This window comes from uncultured Brachyspira sp., from assembly GCF_944393015.1.
GTDB lineage: Bacteria > Spirochaetota > Brachyspiria > Brachyspirales > Brachyspiraceae > Brachyspira.
In genome coordinates, this window is the sequence record NZ_CALXYQ010000004.1 from 96674 (window position 1) to 115851 (window position 19178).

At 28.7% G+C, this 19178-nt stretch carries 15 protein-coding genes and 1 tRNA gene; 9 read left to right on the forward strand and 7 right to left on the reverse strand.

What is annotated here, in order from left to right; all coding sequences use genetic code 11:
- The first annotated feature begins 5 nt into the window (after positions 1-5).
- The 5 genes from Q0K19_RS02855 (at position 6) to Q0K19_RS02875 (ending at position 7355) form a co-directional block, all read left to right on the forward strand.
- Positions 6-821 carry a MetQ/NlpA family ABC transporter substrate-binding protein gene (locus Q0K19_RS02855; protein WP_297245118.1) on the forward strand — a complete coding sequence of 272 codons (816 nt, stop codon included), beginning with the start codon at positions 6-8 and terminating at the stop codon, positions 819-821.
- A gap of 333 nt (positions 822-1154) precedes the next feature.
- On the forward strand, positions 1155-1937 hold the full coding sequence (locus Q0K19_RS02860; RefSeq protein WP_297245119.1) for a site-specific DNA-methyltransferase: 783 nt from the start codon (positions 1155-1157) through the stop codon (positions 1935-1937).
- 153 nt (positions 1938-2090) lie between these two features.
- Positions 2091-4715, forward strand: coding sequence for an N-6 DNA methylase (locus Q0K19_RS02865; protein WP_297245120.1), 2625 nt, complete (start codon positions 2091-2093; stop codon positions 4713-4715).
- A 507-nt stretch (positions 4716-5222) separates the two neighbouring features.
- On the forward strand, positions 5223-6392 hold the full coding sequence (locus Q0K19_RS02870) for a cell surface protein (protein ID WP_297245121.1): 1170 nt from the start codon (positions 5223-5225) through the stop codon (positions 6390-6392).
- 33 nt (positions 6393-6425) lie between these two features.
- Positions 6426-7355 carry a glycoside hydrolase family 16 protein gene (locus Q0K19_RS02875; RefSeq protein WP_297245122.1) on the forward strand — a complete coding sequence of 310 codons (930 nt, stop codon included), beginning with the start codon at positions 6426-6428 and terminating at the stop codon, positions 7353-7355.
- A 73-nt stretch (positions 7356-7428) separates the two neighbouring features.
- Here Q0K19_RS02875 and Q0K19_RS02880 read toward each other — a convergent pair whose 3' ends face one another.
- The gene (locus Q0K19_RS02880) at positions 7429-8793 is read right to left on the reverse strand and encodes an MATE family efflux transporter (RefSeq protein ID WP_297245123.1); all 1365 of its coding nucleotides are present in this window, start codon (positions 8791-8793) and stop codon (positions 7429-7431) included.
- A 149-nt stretch (positions 8794-8942) separates the two neighbouring features.
- Here Q0K19_RS02880 and Q0K19_RS02885 point away from each other — a divergent pair, with 149 nt between their 5' ends.
- A complete protein-coding gene (locus tag Q0K19_RS02885) occupies positions 8943-10922 on the forward strand; it encodes an ATP-dependent helicase (RefSeq protein ID WP_297245124.1) in 1980 nt (659 codons plus the stop codon).
- Positions 10923-11239: 317 nt separating this feature from the next.
- Here the strand turns inward: Q0K19_RS02885 and Q0K19_RS02890 are convergent, their stop codons facing one another.
- The 3 genes from Q0K19_RS02890 to Q0K19_RS02900 are packed head-to-tail and all read right to left on the reverse strand — an operon-like array spanning position 11240 to position 12576.
- Positions 11240-11761: a hypothetical protein gene (locus Q0K19_RS02890; protein ID WP_297245125.1), complete on the reverse strand. Its 522-nt coding sequence runs from the start codon at positions 11759-11761 to the stop codon at positions 11240-11242.
- A gap of 23 nt (positions 11762-11784) precedes the next feature.
- Positions 11785-12342, reverse strand: coding sequence for a hypothetical protein (locus tag Q0K19_RS02895; protein ID WP_297245126.1), 558 nt, complete (start codon positions 12340-12342; stop codon positions 11785-11787).
- Positions 12343-12375: 33 nt separating this feature from the next.
- Positions 12376-12576: a hypothetical protein gene (locus tag Q0K19_RS02900; RefSeq protein ID WP_297245127.1), complete on the reverse strand. Its 201-nt coding sequence runs from the start codon at positions 12574-12576 to the stop codon at positions 12376-12378.
- Positions 12577-12877: 301 nt separating this feature from the next.
- On the opposite strand from Q0K19_RS02900, the gene Q0K19_RS02905 reads away from it, so the two are divergent.
- Together Q0K19_RS02905 and Q0K19_RS02910 are read left to right on the forward strand one after the other, a co-directional pair.
- Positions 12878-14491 (forward strand): peptide ABC transporter substrate-binding protein, encoded by a 1614-nt coding sequence (locus tag Q0K19_RS02905; protein ID WP_297245128.1) that lies wholly within the window; start codon positions 12878-12880, stop codon positions 14489-14491.
- Between the two features lie 159 nt (positions 14492-14650).
- The gene (locus tag Q0K19_RS02910; protein WP_297245129.1) at positions 14651-14968 is read left to right on the forward strand and encodes a hypothetical protein; all 318 of its coding nucleotides are present in this window, start codon (positions 14651-14653) and stop codon (positions 14966-14968) included.
- Positions 14969-15123: 155 nt separating this feature from the next.
- Here the strand turns inward: Q0K19_RS02910 and Q0K19_RS02915 are convergent.
- Positions 15124-15197: transfer RNA gene (locus Q0K19_RS02915), tRNA-Ile, on the reverse strand.
- A gap of 204 nt (positions 15198-15401) precedes the next feature.
- On the opposite strand from Q0K19_RS02915, the gene Q0K19_RS02920 reads away from it, so the two are divergent.
- A complete protein-coding gene (locus tag Q0K19_RS02920) occupies positions 15402-16229 on the forward strand; it encodes an EFR1 family ferrodoxin (RefSeq protein ID WP_297245130.1) in 828 nt (275 codons plus the stop codon).
- A gap of 85 nt (positions 16230-16314) precedes the next feature.
- Here the strand turns inward: Q0K19_RS02920 and Q0K19_RS02925 are convergent, their stop codons facing one another.
- Both Q0K19_RS02925 and Q0K19_RS02930 read right to left on the reverse strand, forming a co-directional pair.
- The gene (locus Q0K19_RS02925) at positions 16315-16971 is read right to left on the reverse strand and encodes a DNA-formamidopyrimidine glycosylase family protein (RefSeq protein WP_297245131.1); all 657 of its coding nucleotides are present in this window, start codon (positions 16969-16971) and stop codon (positions 16315-16317) included.
- Positions 16972-17888: 917 nt separating this feature from the next.
- Positions 17889-19172: an adenylosuccinate synthase gene (locus tag Q0K19_RS02930; RefSeq protein ID WP_297245132.1), complete on the reverse strand. Its 1284-nt coding sequence runs from the start codon at positions 19170-19172 to the stop codon at positions 17889-17891.
- Positions 19173-19178: the final 6 nt, after the last annotated feature.

A 19178-nucleotide genomic window follows, 5' to 3' on the forward strand; every position in this document is an offset into this window, starting at 1 on the left:
CGACAATGAAAAGATTTTTATTATTGATATCATCAGCTATATTATCATTGATGATATTATCATGCGGAAATATTTCTTCTGGCGATCAAAAGGTAGTTAAAGTTGGTTTTGCTGGAGAGTCTGATTATCAAATTTGGAATCCTATAGTAGAAAAATTAGCTGAGGAAGGAATAAAAGTAGAGTTAGTATCTTTCTCTGACTATACTATACCTAATCAGGCTTTAAATGACGGAGAGATTGATTTGAATGCTTTCCAACACTATGCATACTTTAATGATGAAGTATCAAATAAAGGATATGATTTAACTGCTATAGCTGATACTTATATATCTGCTATGAATATTTATTCTACTAATATCACAGATGTAAAACAATTAAAAAACGGCGATAAAATAGCTATACCTAATGACCCTTCTAATGGAGGAAGAGCTTTAAAAGTTCTTCAAGCTGCTGGAATCATCAAAGTAAAACCTGAGGCAGGTGATACTCCTAGCGTAAGCGATATAATAGAAAATCCTTTAAATGTTGAAATAGTTGAAATGGACGCTGGTGCTATTTATGGTGTTCTTCCTGATGTTGCTTGTGCTGTTATCAATGGAAACTATGCTATAGACTTCGGTTTGAATCCTGGTTCTGATTATATATTCAAAGATGATCCTGCTATTTACAGCGGAAAGTCTTTTGTTAATTTAATAGCTGCAAGAACTAAAGATAAAGATAATGAGTTATACAAAAAAGTTGTAGCAACTTATCAATCTGAAATAGTAGAAAAAGTTTATAATGAGAATTTCTTGGGTTCTTATCTTCCTACTTGGAAATAATAATTGAATAAAATTTGAATTATAAAAAGAAAAGCATGAGATAATAAAAAGATCTCATGCTTTTTTATTTGTTTTTTAGTAATGTATCACTATATTGAAAAAATAATTATTTTATGATACTCTATTTATAAAAAATATTTAATTTGAATTGTTATATACATAATATATTTATTAGTATATGATTTAAAATATATAAATCTTGATAAATTGACTGTTAATAAAAATTTTACATCCGATTAAAATATAAGGAAAACGATAATAAAAATGATATATAAGGAATCTCAAATTTATTCTATGATTAATAATTTATTCGAGGAAGATTGTATTGAATGTATGAAACGTATACCACATAGTAGTATAGATATGATTTTATGTGATCTGCCATATGGTATAACTCAAAATCAGTGGGATAGCTATATTCCACTAGATTTACTATGGGAACAATATTTAAGAATTATAAAATCTAATGGTGCTATAGTTCTTACATCACAAGGACTATTTACTGCTAAATTAATTCTTAGCCAGCCAAAATATTATAAATATAAATGGGTTTGGGAAAAATCTAAACCCACAAATTTTTTAAATGCCAAAAAACAGCCCCTTAGAAAACATGAAGATGTTTGTATATTCTATAAAAAACAACCTGTGTATCACCCACAAATGAAAAAAGGTGATCCATATGATAAAGGTATTCGAAAAAATCAGTTAAGTGGAAGTTATGGAGATTTTCAACCTGTTCATGTATCAAGTGATGGAGATCGTTATCCTACTGATATAATCTATGTAAAAACGGCAGAAAGTGAAGGAGAAGTCCTTCATCCAACACAAAAACCTATAGAATTAGGTAGATATTTCATACGTACATATACAAATCCAGGTGATGTTGTATTGGATAATACTTTTGGCAGTGGCTCTTTCTTAGTTGCCGCTCTTATGGAAGGACGCAATTTTATTGGAATTGAAAAAAATGAAGATGTTTCATTATTCAAGAAAGATAAAATTAATTATATAGATGTTGCCAAAAGACGTTTATTTTTAGCTTGGGAAAGTTTAGATAAGAAAACTAGACAACATATAGCTGTAGCTAACCTCATAGCAGATTTTAAGAAAAAATAAGGAGGTATATTCATGGCAACTATAGTTCGTAAAAATGAACGTAGTTGGGCAATTGATCTAATTTCAAAGATTAATATAATTGCTCAAAAAAATGATCTTATTATTAAAAAAGCTGGAGGTGAAAATACCATTTCTACTAACAATGGAAATAATATGTTTCCCGATGTGTTATTATATGGAAATAATGAACAAACAGTCATTCTTCAAGGCTGGGAACTAAAAATGCCAGATGTTTCAATTGATAATGAAACTTTTATTAAAGATGCCCAAAGAAAGGCAATTGCACTAAATTTGAATAGTTGTATGATATGGAATTTTAGGTATTCTGTTCTATATATTAAAGAAAAAGATAATTATTTTACAAAGCTCAAACAATGGAATATTACCGATTATATTCACACAAGAGAAGATGTTAAAACATATTCTATATATTGGGAACATAAATTGGAAGAAATCATAATAGAAATCAATGAATATTTTGTTTCAGGAAAATTTCGTAATGCTCCACTTGAACAAATTATATCTGAATCGACTGTTACTACTATTATTCAAAGAAACAAAGAAATCATTGCAGAATATTTGAAAGTAAAATCTTTTAGAGATACTGTTATGGAAGCTTATATAGATAATTGGTGGTCTTTCGTTAAAATAGAATATGATAAAGATGAAATAGATAAATATAAAGCTTATTCAAAAACTATTATATTGAACTGGGTAAATAGAATAATATTTGCTCATATTATAAAACATAAACAAAATGGAGCTATGATAATTGATAATATTGATTATAATAAAAATCCTAAAGAAGTAAACACAATATTTAAAAAAATAACTGATAGATGTGATTTTTATAATGTATTTGCAGATATTAAATACAATCATATATTACCTGAATTATCATGGCGTGATTTTGTGGAGTTTTCAATTTTCCTTCGTAATAATAGAATAGAACATCTAAATCAAAAAATTTTACAAAATATTTTAGAAAATACTGTTGCTACAAATAAAAAAGCTATAAATGGTCAATATACGACACCTCCTGAACTTGCAAGATTATTAGTTAGATTAACGGTTAGAGATTGGTCTGATAATATATTAGACTGTTGTTGTGGTACAGGAACTATTCCAAAAGAAGCAATTCAAATTAAGAAAACTCAAATGAGTATTAAAGAGTCTATTGAAACTGTTTGGGCTTGTGATAAAAATAATTATCCTTTACAGATTGCTAATATTAGTATGACTGATTCAGACACTATCAATATTGCCAATAGGTTATTTCAACACAATGCATTAACACTTAGTGTTAATGAAAAAATTTCAATAATAAATCCAGAAACAGGAAACATAATGTTTTTATCTCTACCAAATTTTGGAACAGTAGTTTCAAATCTTCCTTTTGTGGCATTTGAAAATATTCCAGATGATGATAAGAAAGAGATTGATAGAATGCTTTTTTCCAAATGTTTAGATGGTTTAGATGGTAGGTCTGATTTATATTGCTATATTGCAATTAAAATATCTGATATTATAAAACCTGGAGGAATGTTGGGAATTATTGTTTCCAATTCTTGGCTTGGAACAAATTCCGGTTTAAAGTTTATTGATGTATTAAAACAAAAATATAATATTCTTCAAGTACACATCAGTGGGAATGGTCGTTGGTTTAATAACATTAAAGTTGTTGCTACTATTATAATTTTAGAAAAAAAATGTAATAATAATCAATTAGCAATACCAACTACGTTTTGGCTTTGGAAACAATCTTTAGAACAATTAGCTACAAATATAGAGTTTGAAAATATTCTTATTAATTCTGCATTATTATCTAAAGAACTTAATAGTAATATATCTAAGCTTTCTCAATACTCACAAAATCAAATTGATGATATTTTAAATTTGAATATTTCTTATAATGCCTTATTTCATAATATAGATTGGATACTCAATATAAAAGAAAAGACTATTCCAATAAATGAAGCCTATTATGTATTTAGAGGAAGTCGTAGAGGTTGCGATGATTTATTTTATCCTAAAAATGGTGAACACAAAATAGAACCACAATATCTAATAAAAGTTCTTATAAATGCAGAAAATGTAACAGAACTTATTGCGACAGCGGATAGTGATGCTTTTTGCTGCAATATATCATTAGAAGAATTGAAAAAACAAGGACATTATGGGGCATTGGAATGGATAAAAAAATTTGAAGAACAAAAAAATAAAGTTGGAAAACCTCTTCCAATAGTACTGAAAAGAAAAGGTATGGAATGGTATGAATTACAAAATAACGAAATTGCTGAAGTGTGTACTATGATGAATCCAGACAAAAGATTTTTCTTTGCAGAATTTGAAACACCATCTTTTATTAATCAAAGATTAATAGGTTTAATACACAAACCTAATTATCCAGACAAAGAATTAAATCATGCTTTATTAAATTCAATATTGACATTGTTTTATATAGAAGCATCTGGATTTGGTCGCGGACTTGGTGTTTTGGATATTAATAAGGATAAGATTGCTAAATGTCATATGCTAAACCCCAAATTAGTTTCTAAGGAAAATAGAAATAAAATCATTAAGTTATTTAATAATTTAAAATCAAGAAAAATTATGAAATTAATAGATGAACTAAATGATAATATTCGTATTAAATTTGAACTTGCTGTATTAGAAAGTTTTGGTCTCAATAATTATTTTGATAAAATTAAAGACTCATTAATTTCTATGCAAAATACTCGTGAATCTGTAAAAAATAATAGTAGAAAAAGTTTATAATGAGAATTTCTTAGGTTCTTATCTTCCTACTTGGAAATAATAAATAATTTATAAAAAAAATAAATATTTAAAGCTCTATATAATTATTTTTATATAGGGCTTTTTTATATGCATTATTTTCTGCAATATAAACTTATGAAATATAATTACCGCATTAATCATGTAAAATTATTTTTTGAGTTTTTTAGCTTTATTGGCTATATTATAAATATGAAAAGGATGCATTATGTTAAAAAATAAGTCAACAGTCAACAGTCAACAGTCAACAGTCAACAGTCAACAGTCAACAGTCAACAGTCAACAGTCAACACTTTTAATTTATTATTCTATCATATAATAATACTATTTTCAATAGTAAATAAATTTTTTCAAATATCAAACTACTCAAGCAAAATCAATAATACTGCATTAAAAAATATAATCAGCTGTATATCAGTTACAGTATCATATATTTCATATAAAAAGAATATAAATAATAATATTTATAATTTTATTTAGGAGAAAAAAATGAAAAAAATATTTCTACTGTTATTAATTTGTGCGGCTTCGGTTTTCGGATACTATGATTCAGACGATTTTATCGATTTTTTAGTTCATAGTAATCAGTTTAGAGCTAGACTTAATGCACTAGGATTTAAACTTGAAGCCAGCAGTGTACATGTTACAGCAGGAATTACAAGCCCTACGGCGGGTAAAATATTTGATAATTTATACAGTATGAATTCAGCTGAAACTGCTGCAAAAAATGGTACAGATTTACAAAAATACTTTTTCTATCCAAAAGCTATTGTGGGAGTAGGTTATAAAACTCCTATTATAGGTGTTGGTGTAGGATATGAATTTGCTTATAGTGATCCTTCATATCAAGTACATACACCAATATTAACAGCAACAGCTCTTAATGACTCTATCAGAATAAATGTTCCTGTTCATATAGGTGTAGGTTCTAAAGAAAAAAATGGTGAAATGGGAATATCTACTCCTATAGAAATCAGATATTATCTAGGACTTCCTTTTATGAGTCAGATTCGTTTAAATATAAGATATGGAGAATATAAAAATAATGCTAATGCTAAAAAGCAGTCTTTTGGTCTTGCTGCTAGAATATATTTCAGAGCTGAAACAGAAGATGTTCTTATAGAGCCTTTCATAAGACTTCAATATGATCAGGCATTAAAAACAAAAGATGAAAATGGAAAAGAATGGGCAGGAGAAAATTTTGATATAACTGCATTTAATCAAGGAGCAACACCTAGTGCCGGAGGAATTGATAAAAATGGATGGGCAACTAGTGATTTAAACTTACTAATGAGCTTAGGTTATAAATTAGATGATCCATACAGATTCAGTGTTGCTTTACCTGTAGGATTTACTTCAAGCAGTGAATTTATACATTTATATCTTGAACCTTCATTATCATTCAATATGATAGGAGGATCTAGAATATATAAAAGTAATCAGAACAATTCAGATTTAATAAGAGAAAGAAATGAGTTATTCTATACTGTAGGATATTGTGTATACGGCGAGATATATTTGAAACCAACAAAATCATTAGAATGGTATACAGAAATACAGACAGGCGGAGCAAGTGTTGTAGGCAGTTTTGCTAAAGGAAGTGCAAGCGAATTTATATTGAATGCATCTACAGGTATCACTTGGTATTTTAATTTATAATGTATATTTACTAATATTATAAGGAGTGAGATAATGAGAAAATTTATAGTTTTTTTATTTGTAATTTGTATATCTATTGCATCTGTAATATCATGTAATAATAAAGGTACTACAGGTCCTACTATACCACCTAGCAGAACAGAAAAGACTAATGTAGCTTTTAGAGATGACTTTGATGGTACAGAAATAAATAAAGATGTCTGGACATTATGTTATCAGGAATACGGTAAGGACGGAAATTCTCCTACTTGGAACAGATTCTTTGATAATACAGAAGGCTGGGAAAATGTAAGAGTAGAAGATGGTTATTTGAAATTAAAAGCAAATTATGCTCCTAATCCTGGAGCCGGCGAAAATAAACAATTTAAAACAGGCGGTGTTTATACTATAGATAGATATGGTCCTGGTACTCGTGTTTCAGTAAAAGCTGCTTTAGTAGAAGGTAACGGTCAAAAACAATTAGGATCAAAATTCAATATTAAAGGTGCTTTCCCTGCTGTATGGTATTATCCTTTAGGTACTAAAAATCCTTGGCCTGCTGACGGTGAAATAGATTTAATGGAATGGGTTACTAGTAATCCTGATCAAGCATGGTTAACAATACAGTGTTTAAGAAAAGATGGAAGCTCAAGATCTGTAACTGCTGATAAACAAGGTGTAAATAAAGGTATAAATATGGCTACTTGGCATACTTACACTTGCGATATAATAAAAGATAAAGTTATATTATACATTGATGGTACAAAAGCTTTAGAGTTTACTCCAACTAATCCACCAGATCAAAAATGGTATCCATACAATGATGTTTATCAATACTTAATATTGAATGCTTCATATCAGAATGGTTCTTGGGGTCCTGGTCCTGATAAGGCTGACTCATCTAATTATGAAATGTGGGTAGACTGGGTTGAAATAACAGAGATAGATCCTAATACTGAACCTACAGCACCAACTTTTAATTAATAGTTATTTAAATAATATGTTATATATTTTAGAATAGTAAATATGCATTAGCAGCTGGCAGATATAATATCTGTCAGCTGTTTTTTAAATGTCTTATTTCTATACTCACCATTATTATTGTAACTATTAAAGCAGCTCCGTCAGCAACAGGACCGGCATACATTACTCCATCTATACCTAATATTCTAGGAAGTATTATTATAAGAGGAAGTAAAAATATGATTTGTCTTGTCATAGATATAAAAGCCCCTTTGAATGCTTTGCCTAAAGAAGTAAAGAATGTACCAGTTACAGGCTGGATACCATTTATCACCATTAATGCCATATATATTCTCATGTATTCTTCAGCAAAGTGAAAATACAATTCGCTTCCGTCACCGAATATTCCTACAATCTGTCTTGGGAATAATTGAAATAAAAGGAAAGCTGTAAAGGCCATTATAGTTGTTATTGTTATAGTAAGCTTATATGTCTTTATAACTCTGCCGTAATTTTTAGCTCCATAATTAAAACCTATTATAGGCTGACTTCCTTGAGATGTACCTATTATGAAAGCCATTACAAGCATGTTGACTTTTGAAATAATGCCTGCTACAGCCAAAGGAATATTTCCTCCATATATGGAATTAGTACCATAATAGCTAAGTACATTATTCATAGTGATTTGAACGGCCATCATTGCTAATTGATTAAAACCTGATGATGAACCTAAAGAAAATATTTTTACTATGTTTTTAGGATCAACTTTAAAATTATCTCTTTCAAAAGTTATATGCTTGAATCTGAATAAATATCTGAAAACTATAGCAAATGAAATGAACTGTCCTATTATTGTTGCAAGGGCAGCACCTGACATACCCATATCAAATTTAAATATTAAAATAGGATCTAATATAGTATTCACAATGGCACCTGTAAGAACTGACATCATAGAATATTTAGGGCTTCCGTCTGCTCTTATTATATGGCTCATCATTGTAGAAAATATAAAAGGTATAAATCCGAATGCTGTTATATTAGTATATTCTATTGCATAAGGCAGAACCTCTTTTGTGGAACCAAACATTGTCATGAAATTTTTATTAAAAAGTTTTACTATCACAGTAAATATAAAACCTAATACAAGTGCAGATACTACGGCATTACCTATAAACGTAGCAGCTCTTTTATTATTTCCCTGACCTAATAATATGCTGTACATTGAAGCACTACCGAATCCATGGAATAATGCTATAGACATACAAATTATTGTAAGAGGAAAAGCAACATTAGTAGCAGCGTTTCCATTGATGCCTATTCCCTGACCTATAAATATTTGATCTACTATATTGTATAAAGAACCTACAAGCATTGATATGATACTTGGAGTAGCATATTTAAATAGAAGTTTATAAGGCTTCTCATAATATAAAGGATTAGAAACTACATCATTATTCATAAATAAAATCCGTTATATAAAAATAATTCTATTAAGTATATTATTTTTTTATTGTTTTTTCAATAAGAAAAGATTACTATAATAATAACTTGAATATTAAATAATATACAATATAATAGAGAATCTACTTTTATATTTAAGGTGCATATATGAATATACTTGACAATGTGAGCGAAGTTCAAAGAGAAGGAATACTGCATACAGGAAGTCCTTTACTTCTTTTAGCAGGAGCTGGAAGCGGTAAGACTTTAGTTATTACTAGAAAAATAGCTTATCTTATAAATGAGCTTGAAATAGCTCCTGAAAATATAATGGCTGTAACTTTTACAAATAAAGCTGCACATGAAATGAAAGAGAGGGTATGCGATTTACTTCCGGATATTAAGCCAAGCAGATTATTTATTAGAACTTTTCACTCTGCATGTTTAAGAATATTAAAAGAGAATGCACATTTTCTAGGCTATAAATCTAATTTTCTTATTTTAGATGAAGGCGATAAATCATCAGTTATTAAAAGAATAATGAAAGAGGAGGAAGTGCCAAAGAGTATATCACAAAAAATTATAACAAGATTTATATCCAATGTGAAAAATGGAATAGATGACGGTATAGTTTTCGATAGAGATATTTTTGAAAATGTTTATAAAAAATATACAGAGTATGAACTTAATGAAAATGTAATGGACTTTGATGATTTAATTTTAAATACTATAAAATTATTTGAACAAGAAAATAAAGTGTTGAATTATTATAGAAACAGATTTAAATATATTTTGGTAGATGAGTTTCAGGACACTAATCCTCAGCAGTATAAATTAATAAAATTATTAACTCAGGATGCAGAGAATGATTTAACAGTTGTAGGCGATGATGATCAGAGTATATATGCATTCAGAGGTGCAGATGTTTTGAATATACTTGATTTTGAAAAAGATTATCCTAATACGAAGATAATTCGTCTTGAAGAGAATTACAGATGTCCTAAAGATATTGTAGAAGCCGCTTTGAGTGTAATAAAAAATAATGCTAATCGTCATGAAAAGAATGTGTTTTCAAATAAGCCTAATGAGTTTAAAATAGAAAATTGGATTTGCTACAGTGATTTAGAAGAGGCTAGAAGTGTAGTTAATGAAATAGAATCTTTATTTGATAACGGATTTGAGGCAAGGGATATTGTTGTATTATTTAGGACTAATAGCCAATCAAGAGCTTATGAAAAGGAGTTAAGGCTTCATTCTATAAATTATAAAATAGTTGGCGGTGTAGGATTTTTCGAGCGTATTGAAATAAAAGATGCAATTTCTTTTTTAAGGCTTATGACAGGTTTCGGTGATAACTTCAGTGTAAGGCGTACTATAAATGTTCCGCCTAGAGGAATAGGTGAGAAGAGCTTCAGCAATTTTGAAACTTTTGCAAATACAAGAAAATTAACTCTTTATAATGCTATTGATTATATTGATGAATCAGGACTTTCTAAAAAAGCTATTTTGAATATAAAAGCCTATAAAAATATTATAGAAGAATATGCTGTGAAAATAAAAGAAGATATTATAAACGAAGAAGGTATTCATATAGAATTATTATTCTTTGACTTTTTAAAAGATATAGATTATTTTTCAATATTTAAAGGCGATGGTAATGAGAGGGTAATAACTGCAGAAGAGAATATTAAAGAGCTTTTCAGAGGTTTTTATGATTATAAATCTATGGAGCCTAATGCCACACTCATAACATTCTTAGAAGAAAATACTTTATACCGAGATTTAACTACCAATGATGATAAGGAAGATTATGTAACATTGATGACTATTCATAATGCTAAGGGTTTGGAATTTGATGTGGTATTTATGACTGGAATGGAGCAGGGGGTTTTTCCTCATTATTTTTCGCTTGAAGAAGAGAAAGGCATTGATGAGGAGAGAAGGCTTTGCTATGTAGGCATCACAAGGGCAAGGCGTAAGCTTTATCTTACATACTCCAAAAAACGAAGGGTAAGCACTGGTATAATGGAGCAGATTCCTTCTTCATTCTTGATGGAGATACCAAAAAAATTAATGCTTATAAAAGAAAAGGCCAATTATTATTCCGGCAGCTATATAGATATAGACGAAGATGCCTTTGATTATTGATTTTTTTAATGATTTAAAAATTTAAATTAACGCACGGTGAACGGAACTTTATATATAGTTCAAAATTATAATTCATAATCAATTTATATATTTAGTTTTGCTATACGTGCGGTGTACAGTCTTTAAATTTAAAATCCGCTTGGGTGGGTTGCTATAAATTCTAATTTAGTATCAAAGAAAATAAATAGTTTTAACTGCAAAATAAATTAAAAAACTATAGGGGTGGGGGATTTAAATAAACTTTCAAAAAAATAAAAAAGCGGTAAAGTATATCACTCTGCCGCTTTTATTTTTTAACAATTATTTATACTATTAAATTATAATTTTTCTAAAACTTTTTTAGCAAATACAGCTCCAAAACCTATAACAGCAACAACAACTACTAATTGGAAAATGCCTTCTATGATATCATCTAAATTGTATAACATATAATGCATTCCGAAGAATCTTGAAGATAATATGAATAATCCTATCAATGCCAATACAGCAATTACAGCCATAACTATAAATAGGATTTTAGCAGATTTACTGTTTTTTTCTTTAACAACTATAAGATCTTTTTTATTATCATCAGATTCGCTTTCATTTGTTTTTGTTTCTTTATTATCTTTAAAATCTATTTTTCTAAATAAAACAATAGCAAACATTATCATTACAGCAAATACTGCTATCTTTAATAATGCCTCTAAAACTTCATCAAAATCATGCATCAAATAAAACATATAATACTGCAAACCTAAAAATCTTATAGCCGCTATAAGTAATGCAGCTGCTGCAATAGAAGCAGATATAATTATAAACTTTTTTGATTTTACTACTGACATTATATTATTTTTCATAATTCCTCCTTTATAAAAATAAATCATCTTATTCTTTTTTTATCATCTTTTAATTTATACTCAGGTTTTAATTCATAAACTTTTTCGTATCTCGGATCATTTTCTCTGCTGTCTATATTACTTTTTATATTATTTGGAAGTCTTCTCTCTCTTCTGTCATAATCTCTCATATCATATTCATATCTTATATCTTCTTCTTTTATTCTCTCTCTTCTATTATTTCTTTCATTTCTATAATCATCTTCATAATCATCATAATCTCTATTACTTCTCATTCTATTATCATAGTCATCTTCGTAGTCATCATCATCATAATAATCATCTCTTCTTCTCATTTTTCTTCTTCTGCTTGGTTTTCTGTAATCATCATCTCTGCTGCTTTTTCTTATTTTTCCTGAAGTATTATCATCTCTCAAAACTTTTTTTATAAAATATATCACAGCCAGTATTACAACAACCATGAGTATTAGCTTTATTATATCTTCAATAAAATCGTCTACATCATCTAGTAAATCAAAACAGTATAGATTTGCAGCCATAATCAAATTGAAAATAAAAGCTTTTAATCCTAATTTTTTCATTACTTACTTTCTCCCATTAATTTTTCTTATTTATTATCTGTCATCAGAATTATTATCTTTTTTTACATACTTTTTGAATATATATACACATGCTGCTATTATTACTACAATACCAATTATTTTTGCTAAATCATCAAAAATAAAGTCAAAAGTATCTTCTATTAAATCAAAAGAGTATAAATTGGCAGTCATAATAAAGGCAGATACTAAAGCCATTAAACTTAACTTTTTCATATTATTACCTCCTTATTAATCCCTTATAATTAAAGTATAGCACATTAAATAAGTTTTGTAAAGTCAAATTTAAATAAATTTTACAAAAAATACAGTATTGTAAATTAAATGTAAATTAATATGTAATACAAATCATACATTTTAACGCTATTTAAAAATAATTTCTTATATATAAAGAATAGAATTTGTGGGTATGTTAATTATTTTAGATAAATATATTCAAATGTAAAAAAAATCATTGATTAATAGTTAATATAAAATATAATACTTTTAAATAAAAAAATTATATAGGATAACAGCTATGAAAAAGATTGTAATTATGATTTTGTCCATAAGCATGATGTTATTATTTATAGCATGCGGAGGAAAGAAAAATGAAGAAGGAGCTATATATATTAATGTAGGGCCTGAACCTAAGACTATAGACCCTGCTTTAAATTCAACAGTAGACGGAAGTATATATATTCAGCATGCTTTTGAAGGTTTGGCTACAAGAGATAAGGATAATAAAATAGTACCGGGTGTTGCTGAGAGTTGGGATATAAGCGAAGATGGACTCACTTATACATTTCATATAAGAGATAATGCTAAATGGGCTGATGGAGAAAAGATTACAGCTGAGGATTTTGTTTATTCTTGGCAAAGAGCAGTTGATCCTGTTACAGCAAGCGAATATGCTTATCAGTTTGAACCAGTATTAAATGCTATGGATGTAAATTCAGGTAAGAAGCCTGTTTCAGAATTGGGAGTTAAAGCTATAGATGAAAAAACTTTTGAAGTAAAATTGAATGCCCCTACAGCTTATTTTTTAGAACTTGCTGCCTTTCCTACTTTCTATCCAGTTAGAAAAGATATGATAGAAGAAAATGGAGATAATTGGACACTTTCTCCAGAAACATATATAGGAAACGGACCTTTTGTTATGACAGAGAGAAGAACTGATGATAGACTTGTTATGGTAAAAAATACAAATTATTGGAATGCTTCTAATATAGTACCTGAGAAGCTAGTATTTATACTTATGCAAAATGGAACTGCTGCTGTTGCCGGAATAAAAGAAGGTTCTTTACATTTTGCTAATAATCCTCCGCTTCAGGATATTGAAAATTTAAAAAGCGAAGGTTTAATGCATATTTCTCCTTATTTAGGTACATATTATTATTGTTTGAATATTACTAATGATATATTAAAAGATGCTAGAGTTCGTAAGGCTTTAACTTTGGCTATAGATAGAAATTATTTAGTAGAACAAGTAACAAGAGCCGGACAGCTTCCTGCAAGTGCTTGGGTTCCTAGCGGAGTAAATGATGTTGAAGGAGCTGATGGAGATTTTAGAAAGGTAGGCGGTGATTATTACAGCATAAAACCTGAAGACTATCAAAAGAATTTGGAAGAGGCAAAACAGCTTTTAGCAGATGCTGGTTATCCTAATGGTGAAAATTTCCCTGTTATAGAGTTCAAATCAAATTCAGGAGAGCATATACAAATATTTGAAGCAGTTCAGCAGATGTGGAAAGAAGGTCTTGGCATAGATTCTACTATAGCACAGGAAGAATGGGCTACTTTCCAAACTACAAGACAAGAGAAAAACTATGTTATAGCCCGTCATGGCTGGATAGCAGATTATAATGATCCTATGAGTTTTTTAGGGGTATTTTTAAGCTATAGCGTGCAGAATAATGGCGGATATTCTAATAAGGCTTATGATGATAAATTAAAACTTGCTATGTCTACAATAGATCAAGATATAAGAATGAAGGCTATGCATGAGGCAGAAGATATACTTATGGAAGATATGGGATTAATACCGCTTTATTTCTATACTGATCCTATTATGGTTAGTAAGAAGTTATCTGATGTTATTTATGATCCTCTTGGAGCTCATAAATTCTATTATGCTAAATTGGCTAAATAATAAAATTAATTTATTTTTATAATATTAAAGGCGGATTTTATTAAATTTTAGAATAAATCCGTCTTTATTTATGTAATTTTCTATATTAGACATTTTTTTAAATTTGTCTTTTTTCTAAAAAATGTTATTATATTAATAAAAAGTATTTGGAGGTTTGTTATGTTATTAAAGGAAAGAAATGGACTTTATAGAGGTAAAGCAACAATAAAAAATTTTCTTAGTTTTGATATTGATATAGAAGCTTTAGTAGATGAGAAAGGTGATATAAAGGTAACTACTATAGCACCTATAGTTGGTAAGATAAGTCATAGTATATCTTTGGGTGCTGATTATGATAAAGATGATTATGATATGAAATTTGGCGAGGATATTTTTCATATAAAATTTGATTCTAATAATTCTATAGAGATAGAATTACCTGAAAAAATTAATGGAAGTTTAATAGTAACTAGAAATGTTGTTTTAAATAGAGCATAAAATAAAAAATCAGTTCTTTAAATATATTAAAAGAACTGATTTTCATCTATTTGTATAGAAAAAAGTTTTATTGTAAATAAAAAAAATCTTATTTGCTTTGTTTAATTGTAATAAGTGATATATAAACTTTGGTAAATGGTATATAATTAGGGTATTGGGCCAGCAGGGACTTGAACCCCGGACCCGATGATTATGAGTCATCTGCTCTAACCGACTGAGCTACTGGCCCCTAGTTCTTAAGAAAAATCTTCTTTCGATTTGAGTATTATAAAATAATTAGAAAAAAAGTCAATACTTAAATGATATTTTTTTTGTTTTTTAATATAAATTCAATATTAAATACTTTTTTATACTTTTACTATTGACTTATAGCAATAAATTTACATAATAAGTTATTATATAGTAAAAAATACATGAAGGGAGTATGTTTATTATGAAGGTTGACAAAGTTTATTCAATATATTATAGTGCCACTGGTACTACTCAAAAGATAGTTTCTTATATAGGTGAAAATATAGCAAAGAAACTTAATGTTGAATTTGAAAAGTATAATTTTACCTTGCCAAAGAAAAGGGAAGGGGTATTGGAGTTTAAAGAAAATGATTTGGTAATATGCGGAACTCCTACTTATGCCGGAAGAATACCTAATGTTATGCTTCCATACTACAAGAATAACATTAAAGCTAATGGAGCTTTAGCTATACCGGTTGTATTATATGGAAATAGAAATTTCGATGACTCTTTAATAGAGCTTAGAAATACTATGCAGGAAAATGGTTTCTATACTATAGCAGGAGCTGGTTTTATTGGTGAGCATGCTTTTTCTTATGTGCTTGGTGCTGGAAGGCCTGATGACAAAGATATGGCTATTGCTGCAGAATTTGTAGACAAAGTTGTTGAAAAAATTAAAAATATGACTGATATTCCTAAAGAGCCTATTAAAGTGAGAGGAAATGATCCTATTCGTCCTTATTATATGCCTAAAGATAAAAATGAGCATGCTATAGATATATTAAAAGTTAAGCCTAAAGTAGATACTTCAAAATGTACTAACTGTAAAACTTGTGCTCATGTATGTCCTTTGGCTTCTATTGATTTTAATGACATTACACAATATGTTGGCAAATGTATCAAATGCGGTGCTTGTATTAAGAAATGTCCTGAGCATTGCAGATATTATGATGATGAGGGTTTCTTATACCATCAGCATGACTTAGAAGATGAGTTTAAAAGAAGAGCAGAGCCTGAATTATTCTATTAATATTTAATTTATAATTAAGTAAAAAATAAGCCCTGAAATTATTCAGGGCTTTTTATTTATATTCTATAACTTAAAACTTAAAAAATTATTCTTCTTCTGATGAGTCGCTGTCGTCTTCTTCTGTATTTCCGGAGGCCTCTCTCAATACTTGTTTTATGGCATCGAATATTTCTCTTGCTTTTACCTTAGTTACATCTGATGTTTTAGTTTTTTTAGTAATAGATGCTTTCTTTAATATCATATCGCCATATACATTGCCTATTCCGCTTAATATTAAAGGGTTTTTTATGAGCTTTTCTACTGTAGTGTCATTATCTGCTAATAACTGACAGAATAAATTATAATTGAATTGTTTAGTGAGAGGATCATATCCTATTTGCGGCATTGTTGTGGAATCTTTCCAAATAGGTATTATTTTAGTTATTTCATTTTTATCATTACCGTCATCTACAACAAAGAAATTTCCATGATCGGTTTCCAATTTTAATATGCTGTTTTCATAATCATCATCTTCAGTTAATACAAATGAGCCGTTTGGACCTAAGTCTACAAGCATAGCATCTTGAGAAAACTGAAAATGCATGTATCCGCCGTATCTTAGAACATCTATTATTTTCTGTCCTTCTATATCTTCCATTTCTTTGTATTGTTTATCTATGGCTACTATTTTATTTATATAAGAATAGCAAATTTCACCTTTTATTGAGTTTATTAATGTAATTAAATTTGGCAGTTCTTTCATAACTTCTAATCTTCCTAATAGTATTATGTTTACTTTATATTTTAGCATGAAAGAAAAAAAAATCAAATTTTATAATATAACTATAGGGGTATATTATGAATTTAGGCGGGAGTTATCATTTCTAAATTCGTATTTAGATAAAATAAATTTAAAATTTTATAGTAAAATATTTAAGAAAAGATGGTGTGGTATGTAAATAAAGTTTAAAACTTTAATTACATTTGCCCACCCTTTAGATTTATTATTAAAATATAAAATTTTTATTTTTTATTTATATATTACTTAAATCAGATTATTTTGAATCCCACCCAAGATTTTTTTAAATTTATTGCTGAAGCTAGATTATTTGTATATTAAAATGCAATATACCGAACGTACGTTGTACTTTGAATAAAGAAAGTCAATACCGTTCGGGACTAGTACTGGGTGGGTGCTGTAATTTCTAAGAACGCATTAAAGATAAAATAAATTAAAATTTCATAGTAAATATTGAATAAAAAATATCGTGGGAATTAGAATATACTGAAAAATTTTTAACTTTATCAATTTTTTTATTCAACTTTTTCCAGCCGCAAAAAGTTGCAAAAAGTGCAAGTATAAAATTAGTATTAAATAATAGTAAAATTGTTTTACCTGTAATATAAATTATCAGTTTAAGCTCAAATATTAGCCTTTCGCAAACCGTATCCAAGTCTGTAAAGGATATAGATTCTTTGAGGCAATACCATACCTAAAGGTACTCCTTTCAGTCGCAGCACTTCCTTAGGTTGCAAAAGAAGTGGAGTTCGGGACAAAGCCCTGAAAATATTTTAAATTTAAAAAAATGATTTCTGACAAAATATAGTTGTTTAGGTATAAATTAAAAAGCCTGCATTTGATTAATACAAACACAGGCTTAGTAATTTATATTTTATAAATTAAAAAATCTTCTTAACTATTATAGTTTCATCTCTTCCAGCACCTACTGAAACAATAGATATATCTGTTTCAATAACTTCGCTTAATCTTTTAAGATATTTTTTGGCATTTTCTGGAAGTTTATCATATTCCCTGATATCTCTTGTACTAGTTTTCCAGCCTTCAAACTCTTCATAAACAGGCTCAACTTTTGAAAGTATATCTAAATCTGCAGGATATCCTTCCAATATTTCACCATTATATTTATAGGCAACACATATTTTTAATTTATCCAATTCATCTAATATATCAAGTCTAGTTATGGCAATAGAATCAAGCCCATTAACATAGGAAGCATATTTAACAACGCAAGCATCAAGCCAACCGCATCTTCTTGGTCTTCCTGTAACTGTACCATATTCGCCGCCTTTATCTCTTATGAACTGACCCACATCGTCAAAAAGCTCTGAAGGGAAAGGACCTTCTCCAACCCTTGTAGCATAAGCCTTAACTACACCAATAACATTATCAATTTTTCTAGGGCCTACTCCGGAACCTGTACAAGCTCCGCCTGCAGCAGGATAAGATGAAGTTACAAAAGGATAAGTACCATGGTCTAAGTCTAGCATAGTAGCCTGAGCACCTTCAAATAATATATTTTTCTTTTCTTTTATAGCTTTATTTAATATAGTAGTGGTGTCAGCAACAAAAGGTCTTAATCTATCAGCATATCCTAAATACTCTTTTAGTAGCTCATCATAATTAACACCTTCATGATTATAAAGCTTTTTGAGTAATTTGTTTTTTAGCTCAACATTAAACTTTAATTTTTTAGCGAATGTTTCTTTATTCATCAAATCAACTATTCTTATACCCAAACGGCTTGATTTATCCATATAGCAAGGACCTATGCCGTTTTTAGTAGTGCCGAGTTTATTTTCTCCGAGATCCTCTTCCTGAAGTTCATCCAAAATTTTATGATAAGGCATAATAACATGGGCTCTGTCTGATATTTTAAGATTTGATATATTAACTTTTTTCTCTATTAAAGAATCAATTTCACTTAAAAAAACTTTAGGCTCTATAACTACGCCATTACCAATTACACAAACTTTATCTTTATGAAGTATACCGGAAGGTAAAAGTCTTAATTTATATTTAATATTATCCACAACAACTGTATGACCTGCATTACTTCCGCCTTGAGAACGAACAACATATTCGCAATTTTCAGCAAGATAATCAACTATTTTACCTTTACCCTCATCACCCCATTGAGTTCCTACAATAATTACTGAAGCCATTTTTAA

Bases quoted from the DNA above. Each gene is read 5' to 3' on its own strand.
- Q0K19_RS02855 (WP_297245118.1), top strand. From the start codon at position 6: ATGAAAAGATTTTTATTATTGATATCATCAGCTATATTATCATTGATG.
- Q0K19_RS02860 (WP_297245119.1), top strand. From the start codon at position 1,155: ATGAAACGTATACCACATAGTAGTATAGATATGATTTTATGTGATCTG.
- Q0K19_RS02865 (WP_297245120.1), top strand. From the start codon at position 2,091: ATGTTTCCCGATGTGTTATTATATGGAAATAATGAACAAACAGTCATT.
- Q0K19_RS02870 (WP_297245121.1), top strand. From the start codon at position 5,223: ATGAAAAAAATATTTCTACTGTTATTAATTTGTGCGGCTTCGGTTTTC.
- Q0K19_RS02875 (WP_297245122.1), top strand. From the start codon at position 6,426: ATGAGAAAATTTATAGTTTTTTTATTTGTAATTTGTATATCTATTGCA.
- Q0K19_RS02880 (WP_297245123.1), bottom strand. From the start codon at position 8,793: ATGAATAATGATGTAGTTTCTAATCCTTTATATTATGAGAAGCCTTAT.
- Q0K19_RS02885 (WP_297245124.1), top strand. From the start codon at position 8,943: ATGAATATACTTGACAATGTGAGCGAAGTTCAAAGAGAAGGAATACTG.
- Q0K19_RS02890 (WP_297245125.1), bottom strand. From the start codon at position 11,761: ATGAAAAATAATATAATGTCAGTAGTAAAATCAAAAAAGTTTATAATT.
- Q0K19_RS02895 (WP_297245126.1), bottom strand. From the start codon at position 12,342: ATGAAAAAATTAGGATTAAAAGCTTTTATTTTCAATTTGATTATGGCT.
- Q0K19_RS02900 (WP_297245127.1), bottom strand. From the start codon at position 12,576: ATGAAAAAGTTAAGTTTAATGGCTTTAGTATCTGCCTTTATTATGACT.
- Q0K19_RS02905 (WP_297245128.1), top strand. From the start codon at position 12,878: ATGAAAAAGATTGTAATTATGATTTTGTCCATAAGCATGATGTTATTA.
- Q0K19_RS02910 (WP_297245129.1), top strand. From the start codon at position 14,651: ATGTTATTAAAGGAAAGAAATGGACTTTATAGAGGTAAAGCAACAATA.
- Q0K19_RS02920 (WP_297245130.1), top strand. From the start codon at position 15,402: ATGAAGGTTGACAAAGTTTATTCAATATATTATAGTGCCACTGGTACT.
- Q0K19_RS02925 (WP_297245131.1), bottom strand. From the start codon at position 16,971: ATGAAAGAACTGCCAAATTTAATTACATTAATAAACTCAATAAAAGGT.
- Q0K19_RS02930 (WP_297245132.1), bottom strand. From the start codon at position 19,172: ATGGCTTCAGTAATTATTGTAGGAACTCAATGGGGTGATGAGGGTAAA.